The organism is Sinomonas terricola (assembly GCF_034931225.1).
Classification (GTDB): domain Bacteria; phylum Actinomycetota; class Actinomycetes; order Actinomycetales; family Micrococcaceae; genus Sinomonas; species Sinomonas terricola.
The window spans coordinates 14,675-28,470 of sequence record NZ_JAYGGQ010000006.1; the positions used below are offsets into that span (position 1 = coordinate 14,675).

Consider the following 13,796-nt stretch of genomic DNA (forward strand, 5'->3'; position numbering starts at 1 on the left):
AGGCTTGGCCCGCAAAGTGCTACGCGAGGGCCTCGAGCGCGCCCTCGAGCTGCTTGAAGAGAACGGCGGGCCCATTGGGATTCGGCAGCTGGGTGTTGATGAGGATCGCGACCGTCATGCCCGTCTTCGGGCTGTACATCGTGAGCGACTCATAGCCGAGGCCCGTGCCCGTGTGGCCCCACCAGCCGTCGATCTCGCCGGCCGCGAGCCCGTAGGCGTCGTAGTCGGGGCTCCCCGGGTCGTCTGCCTGCGGATTCGAGATGGCCGTGAGGCGGGCTTGCTGAAGCGCGGCGGGGAGGAGTTCGCCCGAGCCGAGGGCTCGGCCCCAGCGCAGCAGGTCGCCGATGTTCCCGAAGAAGCCGCCCGAGGCCCCATACAGGGACGGGCTCACCTGCGCGAGGCTCTCGAGGCCCACGCTGCTGTCGAGCTCATACGGCGTCGCGACGAGCTGGGACGGGTCGCTCGCGCCGGGATCGTTCGATCCCGCGTAGGCGACCGACTGCAGGCCGAGCGGCGCAAGGATCCGCGACTGGACCTCGCGGTCCCACGGGCTCCCGGTGACGGCCTCGACGACCTTGCCGAGGAGCACGAAGTTCGTGTTGCTGTACTCGTACTGGCTGCCTGGGGAGAAGTCGAGGGGCTGCGCGAGGGCGTAGCCGAGGAGCTCATCGTCCGTGAACGCGCCTGTGTAGCTCGTGTTGAGCTGGTCCGAGAAGCCCTGCGTCCCGGAGAACTCGGGCACGCCCGTGCGCATCTCGAGGGCCATCCTGACCGTGATCGCGCCGCCTCCCCGGACTGACTCGAGGTCGGGGACGTAGCGGGAGATCGGGTCATCGAGGGCGAGCTTCCCCTCGTTCGCGAGTTCGAGGACCACGGTCCCCACGAAGCTCTTCGTGATGCTCCGATAGGCCGAGCGGGTATCCGCCGACCACGGGACGCCCTGCGCCGCGTCGCCGAGCGTCGCGAGGTAGTCGGTTCCCGCGCCGCCCCCTGCGCCGCCCGTCGAGACGGCCACCGCGAGGCCCGCCGCCCCCTGGTCAGCCAGGAATTGCGACACGATGGCCTTGGCCTGCGGGGGCAGTTCCTGCCACGACGGCGCTGGCGCAGCCGCTGGCGCTGCCGCCGTCGGCGTGACCGTCGGCGTGGGACTGGCTGTCGGAGCGGGAACAGCGGTCGGCGACGGCTTCGCAGGGACCGGGGTCACCGCCGAGGGCGGCGGCGTCGGGCCGCGCCCTACCGAGGACGCGCGGACAGCCCCGGCCCCGAGCGACGTGAAGCCGATCGTCCCGAGAGTCACCACGAGCGCTGCGCCCACGGCAAGGAGGGTGAGGCGCCGCCGTCGTACGCGCACCGAGCGCCCGAGGAGCCGCTCAAGCGGAAGCCGCCTCCGGCGCCGCTGCGCACCGCCCCCAAACCCCATCCTGCCCTCCTGCTGTCCCCACGAGCCTAGATGGCGACGCTGTGTCTGAACTGTGCGGCACACTTGTATCGTGCCTGCCGACCATCCTCGCCAATCCGAGTTCTCTTTCCGTGTCACCACGCGCTTGAGCGGCGCCTCGAAGGCGAGCGACGACGGCGTCCCCGCCCTGGGCAGGACAGGCACCATCACGACTCCGCACGGAGAGATCCAGACTCCCGCGTTCATCGCCGTGGGCACAAAGGCGACAGTCAAGGCGGTACTCCCCGAGTCGGTGCGCGCTCTCGGCGCCCAGGCCGTCCTCGCGAACGCGTACCACCTGTACCTTCAGCCGGGCCCCGAGATCCTCGACGAGGCGGGCGGGCTCGGGAGGTTCATGAACTGGCCCGGCCCTACGTTCACGGACTCAGGCGGGTTCCAGGTGATGAGCCTCGGCTCGGGCTTCAAGAAGGTCATCGAGATGAGCGTCGCTGCAGGCTCCGACCATGCGGGGAAGGACGACGCCGTCGCCCCTGGCAAGGAGCGTCTCGCGCACATCGACGAGGACGGCGTGTGGTTCACGAGCCACCTCAACGGGGACAGGCACCGGTTCTCCCCCGAGATCTCGATGAACGTCCAGCACAGGATCGGCGCGGACATCATGTTCGCGTTCGACGAGCTCACAACGCTCCAGAACTCCCGCGGCTACCAGGAGGAGTCGCTCGAACGCACGCGCCGCTGGGCCGAGCGCTGCGTGGCCGAGCATTTCCGGCTCACCGACGAGCGTGCGGGCAAGCCGTATCAGGCCCTGTTCGGCGTCATCCAGGGCGCCCAGTACGAGGATCTGCGCCGCAAGGCGTGCCGGGACCTAGCGTCCATGCCGTTCGACGGCTTCGGGATCGGCGGGGCGCTCGAGAAGGAGAATCTCGGCACGATCGTGGGCTGGTGCTCCGAGGAGCTCCCCGAGGACAAGCCCCGGCACCTGCTCGGCATCTCCGAGCCGGACGACATCTTCGCCGCGATCGAGGCCGGCGCCGACACGTTCGACTGTGTCTCGCCGACGCGCGTCGCCCGCAACTCCGCGTTCTACACGGCCGAGGGCCGCTTCAACCTCTCGGGCGCAAAATACCGTCGGGATTGGGGGCCCCTCCAGGACGGGTGTGACTGCTACACGTGCCAGAACTACTCCCGCGCGTACATCCGGCACCTCTACAAGGCGAAGGAGCTCCTCTCCCACACGCTCATCTCGATCCACAACGAGCGCTTCGTCGTGCGGATGGTCGACGACGTGCGGCACGCCATCGAGGACGGCACCTTCTGGGAGTTCAAGGCCGAGACGCTCGGGCGGTACTACGCCCGGTCCCGTTCGGCGGTCTGACCCTCGAACGCCGCGCCGAACTCCTCGTCGAGCGGGGTCTTCTTCTTGTTGGGGAGGAAGAAGATGTACACGACGAGCGAGAGCGCGATCGTGATCGTCACGTACGTGAACAGCCACTCCTTGTGCCCCGAGCTCGCGAGCCATTCCCCGATGAACGGCACGGTTCCGCCGAAGAGGGAGTTCGCGACGGCGTAGCCGAGGCCGACGCCGAGCGCGCGCACCGAAGACGGGAAGAGCTCGGCCTTCACGAGCGCGCTGATCGACGTGTAGTTCACGACGATGACGAGGCCCGCGAGCATGAGCATGAAGGCCAGCACGGGGTCTTTCACGCCCGCGAGCGTCGACATGATGGGCCACGTGAAGACGGCGCCGAGGACGCCGAACGCGATGAGCTGGGGCCGGCGTCCAATCTTGTCCGACAGAAGGCCGAACACGGGCTGGAGGAGCATGAACACGAAGAGTGCCCAGAAGTTGATGACCGAGGTCTGCGTCTTCGGGATGTGGGAGACGCTCGTCATGAAGCTCAAGATGTAGGTCGTGTAGAGGTAGAACGCGCACGTCCCGCCCATCGTGAGGAAGACGACGACGAGGAACGCCTTCCAGTGCTTGGTGAAGAGGAGCTTGAGCGACCCGGGCTCGGCGACGTGAGTGTGGGCCTCGGCCGAGCGGACCTGGTCTTTCGAGATGGTCTCGTCCATCGAGCGACGGAGCCACAGGACGACGAGCGAGGCGACGGCGCCGACCGCGAACGGGATGCGCCAGCCCCACGATTTGAGGTCGCCTTCGCTCAAGACGCCTTGGAGGAGGACCAGGGTGAGCAGCGCGAGGACCTGGCCGCCGACGAGGGTCACGTACTGGAAGCTTGAGAAGAAGCCGCGCCGCTTTGCGATCGCGACCTCGCTCATGTAGGTCGCGCTCGTGCCGTATTCGCCGCCCACGGAGAAGCCCTGGAGGAGGCGGGATCCGTACATCAGGACGGTCGACCACACGCCGATCTGGGCGATTCCGGGGAGGATGGCGACGAGGAGCGAGCCGAGGCCCATGAGGGTCACGCTGACGGTCAGCGCCGCACGGCGGCCGCGGCGGTCCGCGAAGCGGCCGAAGAACCAGCTCCCCACAGGCCGCATGAGGAACGTGAGGGCGAAGGTCAGATAGGCGTCGATCTGGGCCTGGACGGGATCTTTGGCGTTGAAGAAATACGTCGCGAAGTAGGAAGAGAAGGCAGCGTAGACGTAGAGGTCGTACCACTCGATGAGGTTTCCGGCCGAGCCTTTGAGCGTGTTCGCGATCGCACGGCGCGTGTGGGCGGCCGTGCTCGGGAGGGTTGTCGTCATGGTGCGCGAGACCTTTCCGCCGCGGCGCGCCGCTGCGCCCCGGCCGCGGGCCACGATACTGGCTGTGGCCCGCGCCGCGGGGGTTTCGGTCATATTGGTCACGCGACCGGTCGGCATCGACTCGGCGTTACGCTGCCGCTGAAGTGCCCCGCCCCAGGCGGGCACTTAGTCGTGGATCGTCAGCGTGCCGGCGAGGTCGAGGTCGGCGCCAGTGCCGTGCGCCCCGGCGTGTGCGAGGAGGGCGGCACCGAGTGCGGCGCTCCAGAAGGTCCGGGCTTCGACGTCGACGGGCCGCCCAAGGCTCCAGCCCCGGCTGTCGACGATCTGGCTCACGAAGCGCTCGGATTGACGGAAGAGCAGTTGGAGGTGCTGGTCGACCACCGGGGCCAGCTCGGCTCTCGCAATGCCGGTCGCGAGCGCTCCCGCCACCGCTGGGAGCGAGGGCAGGGCAAGGACCGCCCGGGAGATGTTTCGTCGGAAGCTCTCTGCGTCGTGGGCCTGGCGACCGATCCGCTCGATCCGCCGCGTGTCGTGCAGCAGGCCGAGGAAGGCGGCGTGCACGAGGAGCGAGTCCTTGGATCCGAAGTAGTAGGTGATCTGGTTGGGGAAGACGCCCGCGGCCTCGGCGATCTCCGCGACGCTCAGCTGGGCTCCGTGCCGCTCCTTGCCGAGCCGCGCCGTGGTCTCGATGAGTCGCCTCCGGGTCGCGCGACCGCGTTCGAGCGCCGAGGTCTGGGGTGCGGGTTCGGTTCGCTTCTGAGCCACGCCCTAATTGTATGTGATACAAAAGTCTAGATAGTTGTATGGCATACAAGAAAGGTGGTCAGGGCATGCAATGGAATGACGTCGTCGTGACAGGACTTGGCGCGATCACGCCGCTCGGAGGAGACGTCGGATCGACCTGGGAGTCGCTGCTGGCCGGCGAGTCCGGCATCCGGGCCCTGGTTCTCCCCGGGCATGAGGACGGCGGGCTCGCCGATGTCGTGGCCGGAGCAATGGCCATCGACCCAGCCGAACGGCTGTCCCCGGTGCAGGCCAGGCGCCTGGACCGCTCGCAGCAGGCCGCACTCGTCGCGGCGGCCGAGGCCTGGGCCGATGCCGGCTCCCCGGAGGTCGACCCGGAGCGGCTCGCCTCCGCGATCGGCACGGGAATCGGCGGCGTACAGACCCTGCTGAAGGAGGACGACGTACTCGAGCTGTCGGGTGTCCGGCGTGTCTCGCCGCGAACCGTCCCGATGCTCATGCCGAACGCCGCTGCCGCGCTGATCAGCATCGCCTACGGTGCGCGCGCCGGCGTGTACACACCCGTCTCGGCCTGCTCCTCCGGTGCCGAGGCGATCGCGCTCGGGGCACGGCTCATCCGCGCCGGCGAGGCGGACGTGGTCATCGCTGGCGGAACGGAGGCTGCGATCAGCCCGATCACGGTCGCGGGCTTCAAGCAGACCCAGGCGCTCTCGCGGCACACCGCCGAGCCGGCCTCAGCGTCACGGCCGTTCGCCGCGGACCGCAGCGGATTCGTGCTCGCAGAAGGTGCCGCGGTCTTGGTGCTCGAGAGCGCGGAACACGCCGCCGCGCGCGGCGCACGGGTCCACGCGGTGCTCGCGGGAGCCGGCATCGCGGCCGACGCGCACCACATCACCGCCCCGGCGCCCGATGGCAGCGGTCAGATTTCGGCCATGCGGAAAGCGCTCGCGCAGGCTGGGCTCGCCCCCGACCAGATCAGCCACATCAATGCCCATGCCACCGGGACTCCGCTGGGAGACGCTGCCGAGGCCCGTGCAATCAGGGAGATCTTCGGCAGCGCGACCGTGACAGCGCCCAAGGCCGCGCTCGGCCATCTCTTCGGGGCTGCCGGGGCGATCGAGGCCCTCATCGCCGTCCTCAGCGTGAAGCACGGCGTCGTTCCGCCGACCCGTAACCTCAGCGCGGCCGACGTCGATCCAGACATCGACCTCGACGTCGCCACTCAGCGGCGGGACGTCCCTCAGCAGGCTGTACTCACCAATTCCTTCGGCTTCGGCGGCCAGAACGTCTCCCTCGTCGTCGCCGCGAGCCACGGCCGGACGACGGCGTAGCTCGGCGAGCCGATCGAGGCAAAGCGGGGCTTGGGGCGCGTTTCCTCGGAACGGGAAGCGGTCTGTTGTTCATCCACCGCACGCGGTTGCCCCGCAGCTGCGGGCCGGACGCGCGGAAATGTCGGACCAGCATGCGAGCGTCGTGGCATGGAACGCGACACCGAGACTTCCGAGGCCTGCCCCATCGACGCGCTCTTCGACTTGGCATCAAGCTCGCCGCGCATTTTGGGGTTCGAGGGGCTGCACCGCGCACATCAAATCGATCAGATCGCCATCCGAGCCGGCCTGCGGCTTCCGCGCGAACTCAGCCTCGAAGAACTCTATGCCCCGGACGCGGGCGGAGATCGCGCCCGGGACGAAGGCCCTGCTGACCCGTGCTTCTGCCCCCTTCCGATGAGCTCAGATCTCGCGCCGGTGAGCCACCTCCGAGAGATCCTCTGCGAAGCGCTCTTCGACGACTTCGGACGTCCCCTCGACGTCGACCGCGACCAGGGGCATCGACTGAACCGCGCGAGAGACGGCCTGACCCAGGCCGCCCTGGACTATGGGCTTTCGCCTGCTCTCACGGCACTAGGCCTCGTCGTCCAGACGACGAGGGAAGACGTCACTGGCCGCGTGGCGTCGAAGCTCATCCCTGCCGCGATGGGCCTCCTCGCCGACGGTCTCATGACGCGAGTGCGCCGCTGCGCTGAACCGTGGTGCCGAGCCCCCTTCTTCGATCACTCCCGCAACGCGAGGGCGCAGTTCTGCTCGCAGCTGTGTGCGGCGCGCGTGCGGAAGCGCCGGGAGCGCGCCGCGGCGTAGCCGGGGCCTCAGGCCCCCGCGTGAGCCTCGAGGAACGCGTAGACCTCAGTCTCGTCGACGCCCGGGAAAGCTCCGGGAGGCATCGCGGCCAGCAGATGGGAGTGGGCGCGGGCGGAGGGCCACGCGCTGCCGGCCCAGTGCTGGCTCAGCTCGGCTGGCGGGCGGCGGCAGCACGCGGGATCGGGGCAGCGGGAGGTTGCGCGCGCCGTCGTCTCTCGCCCGCGGAACCATTTGACGTGCTGGTACGGCACGCCGACGCTCAGGGAGAACTCGCCGCTCGCGCTCCGCTCAGTCCGAGCGGTGCACCAGAAGGTGCCGTTGATCGTGTCGGTGTACTGGCTGTAAGAGCTGAACTTGTCCGGGACATCGAACACGGCGCGGCTCGTCCACGCCTTGCACGCGGGCTGGCCTTCGATCGCGCCGGTGTGGTCCATGGGGAAGTTGACGCCGTCGTTCTCGTAGGCCTTGTAGATGATGCCGCTCTGGTGCGTCTTCTGGAAGTGCGTCGTGATGCCGAGATGCTGCGTCGCGAGGTTCGTGAAACGGTGCGCGGCGGTCTCGTAGCTCACGGCAAAGGCGTCGCGGAGATCCTCGACCGAGATCTCCTTGCGGGCCTTGGCCTGCTGAAGGAACTCGACGGTCGTGTGCTCGGGCAGAAGGAGGGCGGCCGCGAAGTAGTTCGTCGCGACGCGCTGGGAGAGAAAGTCGCCGTAGCTGCCGGGCGTCTCGTGTCCCAAGACGTAATGGCCGAGCGCCTGCAGGAGCACCGAGCGGGGGTCGTGGTCAGAGCGCTGATTGTGGGTGAGATAGATGCGCCGGTTCTTCAGATCGGTCACGGACCGCGTCGAATGCGGCAGATCCCCCACGTGGTGGAGCGTGAAGCCGAGATGGGTGGCGATGTCGGAGATGAGGTGCTGGCTCAGCGGGCCGCCCGCGTAGCCGACCGCCTGGAGCACCTTCAGCGCCTCCGCCTCGTACTCGGGGAAGTAGTTGCCCCGCTCGCGCATCATGCGGCGCAGCTCGCCGTTCGCGCGGCGTGCCTCCTCCGGCGTTGCGATCTGCTCGTTGAGCTTGCGCTCGAGCTCGCGCAGGAGCCCGAGCTGGGACTCGAGCACGTCGAGCGGCGTGCGGGCGCTGATGCGGATCTTCGGCAGATTGAGGGACTCGTAGAGCGGGCTGCGCTGGTACCGCTCAAGCTCGATCTCGAGGGCCGCCCGTCGGCTCGGCGGCTCGGCCCCGAGCAGGGCGTCGATGCCCACCCCCAGCGCGCCGGCGAGCTGCTGGAGCAGGCCGAGCTTGGGCTCGCGCTTGCCGTTCTCGATGAGGCTCAGCTGGCTCGCGGCCGCTCCGACGGCGGCACCGAGCTCGTCAAGGGTGAGGCCCGCCGATTTGCGCAGGTGGCGGACGCGGCGGCCAAGGCTGATGACGTCGACGCCGGCGCCCGGGGCTTTCTCGGCTCGGCGGGCGGCGGCGGTCGGCTCGGCGGGCAGGGCCCAGGAAGACGCAGGCGACATTTCTTGAGGATACGTGAAGAACTGCATTTCTTTCCAGCACTTTCATCTCCCCACCGGGTTGCAGACACGGAAAAGTTGATGTCACGAAGAAGTTCCCGTTCATGAGGTTCAGGTCGAAGGAGACAACGATGAACGCAGCAGCCGAAGCCCTCAAGCTTGAGTGGTCCGCCGACCCCCGCTGGGACGGGATCACGCGCGACTATTCTGCCGAGGACGTCGTCAAGCTCCGCGGTCGCGTCACCGAGGAGCAGACGCTCGCCCGCCGCGGCGCGGAGAAGCTGTGGAAGGCCGTGACGGAGGGCCGCGAGAACGGCACCGGCTACATCAACGCCCTCGGGGCCCTCACCGGCAACCAGGCCGTGCAGCAGGTCAAGGCCGGCCTCAAGGCCATCTACCTCTCCGGCTGGCAGGTCGCCGCGGACGCCAACCTCTCGGGCCATACCTACCCCGACCAGTCCCTGTACCCCGCGAACTCGGTCCCCGCCGTCGTGCGTCGAATCAACAACGCGCTGCTCCGTGCGGACCAGATCGAGTTCTCGGAGGGCAAGCAGTCCGTCGAGGATTGGCTGGTCCCGATCGTCGCGGACGCCGAGGCCGGCTTCGGCGGCCCGCTCAACGCGTACGAACTCATGAAGTCGATGATCCAGGCGGGCGCCGCGGGCGTTCACTGGGAGGACCAGCTCGCCTCGGAGAAGAAGTGCGGCCATCTCGGCGGCAAGGTGCTCATCCCGACGCAGCAGCACATCCGTACTCTCAACGCTGCTCGGCTCGCCGCCGACGTCGCCGGCGTGCCGAGCGTCATCATCGCTCGTACGGACGCCGAGGCGGCCACGCTCATCACGTCCGACGTCGACGAGCGGGACCAGGAGTTCATCCTCACCGAGGATGGAAAGCCCGTGCGGACGCCGGAGGGCTTCTACAAGGTGCGCAACGGCGTCGAGCCCTGCATCGCCCGCGCCAAGGCGTACGCGCCGTACTCGGACCTCATCTGGATGGAGACCGGCACGCCGGACCTCGCCCTCGCGCGGAAGTTCGCGGAAGCCGTCAAGGCAGAGTTCCCGGACCAGATGCTCGCGTACAACTGTTCGCCGTCGTTCAACTGGAAGAAGCACCTCGACGACGCCACGATTGCGAAGTTCCAGCGCGAGCTCGGCGCGATGGGCTTCAAGTTCCAGTTCATCACCCTCGCGGGCTTCCACGCCCTCAACTACTCGATGTTCGACCTTGCCCACGGCTACGCCCGCAACGGCATGAGCGCGTACGTCGAGCTCCAGGAGCGCGAATTCGCCTCCGAGGACCGCGGCTACACCGCGACCAAGCACCAGCGCGAAGTGGGCACCGGCTACTTCGATCTGGTCTCCACGGCGCTGAACCCGAACGCCAGCACCCTTGCCCTGGTGGGATCCACCGAAGAGGGCCAATTCCACTGAGCTACATGGATCACCCAGGAGACCTCACATGAACACCTTTTCGCGCTCTGATGGATTCACCATCAACGGCATCACGCTCACCGCTCAGCCTCTCGCCCGCCAGCACGAGGTCCTCACGTCCGGCGCCCTCGAGTTCGTCGCCAAGCTGCACCGGGCCACCGCCGGCCGTCGTCAGGAGCTGCTCGAGGCGCGGCACGAGCGCCGCGCCTCCATCCGCAAGGGCCAGGATCCCCGGTTCCTGCCCGAGTCCGCTCACATCCGCAACGATCCCTCATGGCGCGTGGCCCCTCCAGCTCCCGGGCTCGAGGATCGGCGCGTCGAGATCACGGGCCCCGTCGAGCGCAAGATGACCATCAACGCGCTCAACTCGGGCGCCAAGGTCTGGCTCGCGGATTTCGAGGATTCCCTCACGCCGTCATGGCGCAACGTGATCCAGGGGCAGATCAACCTCATCGATGCGCTCACGGATCGCATCGACTTCGTCTCCCCCGAGGGCAAGGAGTACCGGCTCCGCCCCGCCGAGGAGCGGCCGACCGTCGTCGTCCGTCCCCGCGCATGGCACCTGCCGGAGAAGAACATGCTCGTCGACGGCAAGCCGATCGCTGGCGGCATCGTGGACTTCGGCCTGTTCTTCTACCACAACGCGCAGCGGCTTATCGCGCAGGGCAAGGGCCCGTACTTCTACCTCCCAAAGGTCGAGAGCCACCTCGAAGCGCGCCTGTGGAACGACGTCTTCGTGCTCGCCCAGGACCTCCTCGGCATCCCTCAGGGCACCATCCGCGCCACGGTCCTGATCGAGACCATCACGGCCGCGTTCGAGATGGAGGAGATCCTCTACGAGCTCCGCGAGCACGCGGCCGGGCTCAACGCGGGCCGCTGGGACTACATCTTCTCGATCATCAAGAACTTCCGGACCCGAGGCCCGCGCTTCGTGCTCCCGGACCGCGGCCAGGTGACCATGACGCAGCCGTTCATGCGCGCGTACACCGAGCAGCTGGTCCGCGCGTGCCACCGGCGCGGCGCGATGGCGATCGGCGGCATGGCCGCCTTCGTGCCGAACCGCAAGGACCCCGAGGCAAACGCGATCGCGTTCGAGAAGGTCCGCGCCGACAAGACGCGCGAAGCGAACGATGGCTTCGACGGCTCGTGGGTCGCGCACCCGGACCTCGTGCCGGTGGCCCGCGAGGTGTTCGACTCGGTGCTCGGCCAGAAGCCCAACCAGCTCGACCGCCTCCGCGAGGACGTGACCCCGGACGACCGCGCCCTCATCGACGTCGCCTCGTGCGCGGGGACCATCACGGAGGCCGGCATCCGCAACAACATCGAGGTCGGCGTCCGCTACATCGAGGCGTGGCTCCGCGGGAGCGGCGCCGTCGCGATCCACAACCTCATGGAGGACGCCGCGACGGCGGAGATCTCCCGCTCGCAGATCTGGCAGTGGATCCACTCGCACGCGATCACCGACCACGGCGAAGTGATCACGCGCGAGTGGGTCAAGGAGCTCTTCGAGGAGGAGTTCGCGAAGCTCGAGCGCTTCGATGGCGACCGATTCCGCGACGCCCACGAGATCTTCGAGGAAATCGCCCTCGCGCCCGAGTTCCCCACCTTCCTGACCCTCCCCGCCTACGCGCGCTACCTGTGCGAGACGGCGGGCAGGGAGGACGAGTACGAGGCGGGCCTGCCGGAGCCCGAGCGCGCCATGTCCGCGGCGTAGCCCCGGGGAAGAGCTTCCCGACGCCGGCAGCGGAATCGCAACACGCGCCCCGAAGGCCGGGGGCCGGCGATCGGGACCAGAGTTGAGGGGTCGGACTGCGTAGTGGTGCTGCGCGGTCCGGCCCCTTGACGTCCCACCCGCCCTAATCCCCTACGAGCATGCGCCCCACGATGAGGCGCATGATCTCGTTCGTGCCCTCGAGGATCTGGTGCACGCGAAGGTCCCGCGCGATCTTCTCGACGCCGTACTCGTGCAGGTACCCGTAGCCGCCATGGAGCTGAATCGCGAGGTTGGCGACCTCGAACCCTGCATCCGTGGCCACGCGCTTCGCCATCGCGCACAGGCGCACCGCGTCCGGGGACTTCCGGTCGAGCGCGTCGGCGGCGCGCATGAGGAGGCTGCGCGCGGCCTCGAGCTTCATGTCCATATCGGCCAGATCGAACAGGAGCGCCTCTTTGTCGGCGAGGCGTCCGCCGAACGCGGTGCGCTCCTTGAGGTACGCGACCGTCTTGTCGAGCGCAGCCTGGCCGCCGCCGATCGAGCACGCGCCGATATTGATGCGCCCGCCGTTGAGGCCCTTCATCGCGATGGCGAACCCCGCGCCCTCCTCCCCGAGGCGGCTCGAAACCGGAACGCGGACGTTTCGGAGGACGACTTGGCCCGTGGGCTGCGCGTTCCAGCCCATCTTCTTCTCGTTGCTCCCGAAGGAGAGGCCGGGGGCGTCCCCCGGGACAAGGAACGCCGTGATGCCGCGGCTTCCGCCCTCGGCCGTGCGCGCCATGACGATGTACAGCGACGAATAGCCCGCCCCCGAGATGAACTGCTTGACCCCGTTGAGGACGTAGTGGTCGCCGTCGAGCGTCGCCCTTGAGGTGAGCGCTGCAGCGTCCGATCCCGCGCCCGGCTCCGTGAGGCAATAGCTTCCGAGCGCCTCCATGGAGGCGAGCCGCGGAACCCATTCCCCGCGCTGGGCCTCGGTGCCGAACGAGTCGACCATCCACACGATCATGTTGTGGATCGAGATGTACGCGGCGATGGTCGGATCCGCCTTGCCGAGCTCCTCGAAGATGAGGGCGGAGTCGGCCCGCAGGAGCCCGGCGCCGCCGTAGTCCTCCGAGACGTACATCCCGCCGAGCCCGAGCTCTCCCGCCTCGCGCAGGACGTCGACGGGGAAGTGCTTCTCGGCGTCCCAGGCCAGGGCGTGGGGGGTCAGCCGCTCCGCCGCGAAATCCCGCACCGTGTCAACGAGGGCCCGCTGGTCCTCCGTGAGTTCGAACGTCACGTTGACAGTCTGTCCCGGGAGGGGCTGCAGGAACAGGGGGAATATCGGCGGGGCGCCAAGAACTTGAAGCTTTTATGAACATCGACATCTGGTCCGATATCGCCTGCCCGTGGTGCTACATCGGGAAGCGCCGCTTCGAGAAGGCCCTCGCGGACTTCCCCCACAAGGACCAGGTGACGGTCACGTGGCACAGCTTCCAGCTCGATCCGAGCCTCCCCGAGCACTACGACGGCACCGAGCTCGACTACCTCAGCAAGCGCAAGGGCATGCGGCCGGACCAGGTCTCGCAGATGTTCGACCACGTTGCCCAGGTCGCCGCCGGCGAAGGCCTCGCATATGACTTCGGCAGCGTCGTCGTCGCCAATTCCTTCCCAGGCCACGAGCTCATCCACCTCGCCAAGGCTGCCGACGCCGGCACGGCAGGGAACAGCACAGCCGACGCCGTCAAGGAGGCGCTGCTTTCGGCTCACTTCGAGCGCGGTCTCGACATCGGGAGCCGCGAGGTTCTGCTCGCGGTCGGGACGGCGGCCGGGCTCGCCGAAGCGCAGATCACCGAAGCGCTCGACGCCGGGACCTACCGCGACGCGGTGCGCGCGGACATCCGCCAGGCCAAGATGCTCGGCATCCAGGGCGTGCCGTTCTTCGTGATCGACGACAAGTACGGCGTCTCCGGCGCGCAGTCGGCTGAGCTGTTCGCGCGGGCGCTTGAGACGGCGTGGCGCGAGTCGAATCCGCTCGTCATGGTGGGCGCGGATGGCCACCCGGCAGACGACGACGGCGACCTCACCGGAGAGGTGTGCGGCCCCGACGGCTGCTGACGCCCACGCCGTCCGGCACCTGAAACGCTGCCGCTCTGCTGCCCCCTCGTC

The 13,796-nt window shown here is 68.4% G+C and carries 11 protein-coding genes; 6 read left to right on the top strand and 5 right to left on the bottom strand.

Annotated elements, in window-relative coordinates:
• Positions 1 to 19 precede the first annotated feature (19 nt).
• Positions 20 to 1,420, bottom strand: coding sequence for a serine hydrolase domain-containing protein (locus tag SPF06_RS09420; protein WP_323278793.1), 1,401 nt, complete (start codon positions 1,418 to 1,420; stop codon positions 20 to 22).
• 70 nt (positions 1,421 to 1,490) lie between these two features.
• Here SPF06_RS09420 and tgt point away from each other — a divergent pair, with 70 nt between their 5' ends.
• Complete coding sequence (tgt, locus tag SPF06_RS09425; protein WP_323278794.1) at positions 1,491 to 2,774, top strand: tRNA guanosine(34) transglycosylase Tgt; 1,284 nt, start codon at positions 1,491 to 1,493, stop codon at positions 2,772 to 2,774.
• On the opposite strand, the gene SPF06_RS09430 is transcribed toward tgt, so the two are convergent.
• Both SPF06_RS09430 and SPF06_RS09435 read right to left on the bottom strand, forming a co-directional pair.
• On the bottom strand, positions 2,747 to 4,108 hold the full coding sequence (locus tag SPF06_RS09430; protein ID WP_323278989.1) for an MFS transporter: 1,362 nt from the start codon (positions 4,106 to 4,108) through the stop codon (positions 2,747 to 2,749). The two genes, tgt and SPF06_RS09430, sit on opposite strands and share 28 nt — an antisense overlap.
• Positions 4,109 to 4,273: 165 nt before the next feature.
• Complete coding sequence (locus SPF06_RS09435) at positions 4,274 to 4,873, bottom strand: TetR/AcrR family transcriptional regulator (protein ID WP_323278795.1); 600 nt, start codon at positions 4,871 to 4,873, stop codon at positions 4,274 to 4,276.
• A 65-nt stretch (positions 4,874 to 4,938) separates the two neighbouring features.
• Here SPF06_RS09435 and SPF06_RS09440 point away from each other — a divergent pair, with 65 nt between their 5' ends.
• Positions 4,939 to 6,183, top strand: a complete 1,245-nt coding sequence (locus SPF06_RS09440; protein ID WP_323278796.1) for a beta-ketoacyl-[acyl-carrier-protein] synthase family protein — start codon at positions 4,939 to 4,941, stop codon at positions 6,181 to 6,183.
• 147 nt (positions 6,184 to 6,330) lie between these two features.
• The gene (locus SPF06_RS09445) at positions 6,331 to 6,987 is read left to right on the top strand and encodes a CGNR zinc finger domain-containing protein (protein ID WP_323278797.1); all 657 of its coding nucleotides are present in this window, start codon (positions 6,331 to 6,333) and stop codon (positions 6,985 to 6,987) included.
• An 8-nt stretch (positions 6,988 to 6,995) separates the two neighbouring features.
• Here SPF06_RS09445 and SPF06_RS09450 read toward each other — a convergent pair whose 3' ends face one another.
• On the bottom strand, positions 6,996 to 8,528 hold the full coding sequence (locus SPF06_RS09450; protein WP_323278798.1) for a helix-turn-helix domain-containing protein: 1,533 nt from the start codon (positions 8,526 to 8,528) through the stop codon (positions 6,996 to 6,998).
• 101 nt (positions 8,529 to 8,629) lie between these two features.
• On the opposite strand from SPF06_RS09450, the gene aceA reads away from it, so the two are divergent.
• Positions 8,630 to 9,931 (top strand): isocitrate lyase, encoded by a 1,302-nt coding sequence (aceA, locus tag SPF06_RS09455; RefSeq protein WP_323278799.1) that lies wholly within the window; start codon positions 8,630 to 8,632, stop codon positions 9,929 to 9,931.
• Positions 9,932 to 9,959: 28 nt separating this feature from the next.
• Complete coding sequence (gene aceB / locus SPF06_RS09460) at positions 9,960 to 11,645, top strand: malate synthase A (protein ID WP_323278800.1); 1,686 nt, start codon at positions 9,960 to 9,962, stop codon at positions 11,643 to 11,645.
• Between the two features lie 142 nt (positions 11,646 to 11,787).
• Here the strand turns inward: aceB and SPF06_RS09465 are convergent, their stop codons facing one another.
• The gene (locus SPF06_RS09465; protein ID WP_323278801.1) at positions 11,788 to 12,927 is read right to left on the bottom strand and encodes an acyl-CoA dehydrogenase family protein; all 1,140 of its coding nucleotides are present in this window, start codon (positions 12,925 to 12,927) and stop codon (positions 11,788 to 11,790) included.
• A 74-nt stretch (positions 12,928 to 13,001) separates the two neighbouring features.
• On the opposite strand from SPF06_RS09465, the gene SPF06_RS09470 reads away from it, so the two are divergent.
• Positions 13,002 to 13,745: a DsbA family oxidoreductase gene (locus tag SPF06_RS09470; RefSeq protein ID WP_323278802.1), complete on the top strand. Its 744-nt coding sequence runs from the start codon at positions 13,002 to 13,004 to the stop codon at positions 13,743 to 13,745.
• Positions 13,746 to 13,796: the final 51 nt, after the last annotated feature.

Bases quoted from the DNA above. Each gene is read 5' to 3' on its own strand.
- SPF06_RS09420 (WP_323278793.1), bottom strand. From the start codon at position 1,420: ATGGGGTTTGGGGGCGGTGCGCAGCGGCGCCGGAGGCGGCTTCCGCTT.
- SPF06_RS09430 (WP_323278989.1), bottom strand. From the start codon at position 4,108: ATGACGACAACCCTCCCGAGCACGGCCGCCCACACGCGCCGTGCGATC.
- SPF06_RS09440 (WP_323278796.1), top strand. From the start codon at position 4,939: ATGCAATGGAATGACGTCGTCGTGACAGGACTTGGCGCGATCACGCCG.
- SPF06_RS09445 (WP_323278797.1), top strand. From the start codon at position 6,331: ATGGAACGCGACACCGAGACTTCCGAGGCCTGCCCCATCGACGCGCTC.
- SPF06_RS09450 (WP_323278798.1), bottom strand. From the start codon at position 8,528: ATGCAGTTCTTCACGTATCCTCAAGAAATGTCGCCTGCGTCTTCCTGG.
- aceA (WP_323278799.1), top strand. From the start codon at position 8,630: ATGAACGCAGCAGCCGAAGCCCTCAAGCTTGAGTGGTCCGCCGACCCC.
- aceB (WP_323278800.1), top strand. From the start codon at position 9,960: ATGAACACCTTTTCGCGCTCTGATGGATTCACCATCAACGGCATCACG.
- SPF06_RS09470 (WP_323278802.1), top strand. From the start codon at position 13,002: ATGAACATCGACATCTGGTCCGATATCGCCTGCCCGTGGTGCTACATC.